Consider the following 297-nt stretch of genomic DNA (forward strand, 5'->3'; position numbering starts at 1 on the left):
ATTACAACGGCGCAGTGCCGACCGTCACCTACACCGTCACCGACGGTTCGGGCGCAGACGTCACCTCGACCCTGAACATCAGCGTGACCCCGGTGGACGACAGCTTCACCGACCTCAGCGAAAGCGTAACCACGGCCGAAGACTCCGCCATCAGCGGCAGCGTTCTCACCGGCACCAGCAGCGTTGACGGCCCGGTCAGCGTGGTTAATTTCACAGTGGACGGCACCCAGTACCAGGCTGGCAGCACAGCCACCATCGCCAACGTCGGCACCCTGGTGATCGGCGCCAACGGCGCTT

Annotated in this window: 1 protein-coding gene; it reads left to right on the plus strand. The window is 64.3% G+C overall.

Features of this window, described 5'->3' with window-relative positions; all coding sequences use genetic code 11:
• On the plus strand, positions 1–297 hold a 297-nt coding region (locus F7R06_RS30855), incomplete at both ends, for a hypothetical protein (protein WP_212613261.1).

The organism is Pseudomonas moorei, assembly GCF_008801475.1.
In the GTDB taxonomy this organism is placed as follows: Bacteria; Pseudomonadota; Gammaproteobacteria; order Pseudomonadales; family Pseudomonadaceae; genus Aquipseudomonas; species Aquipseudomonas moorei.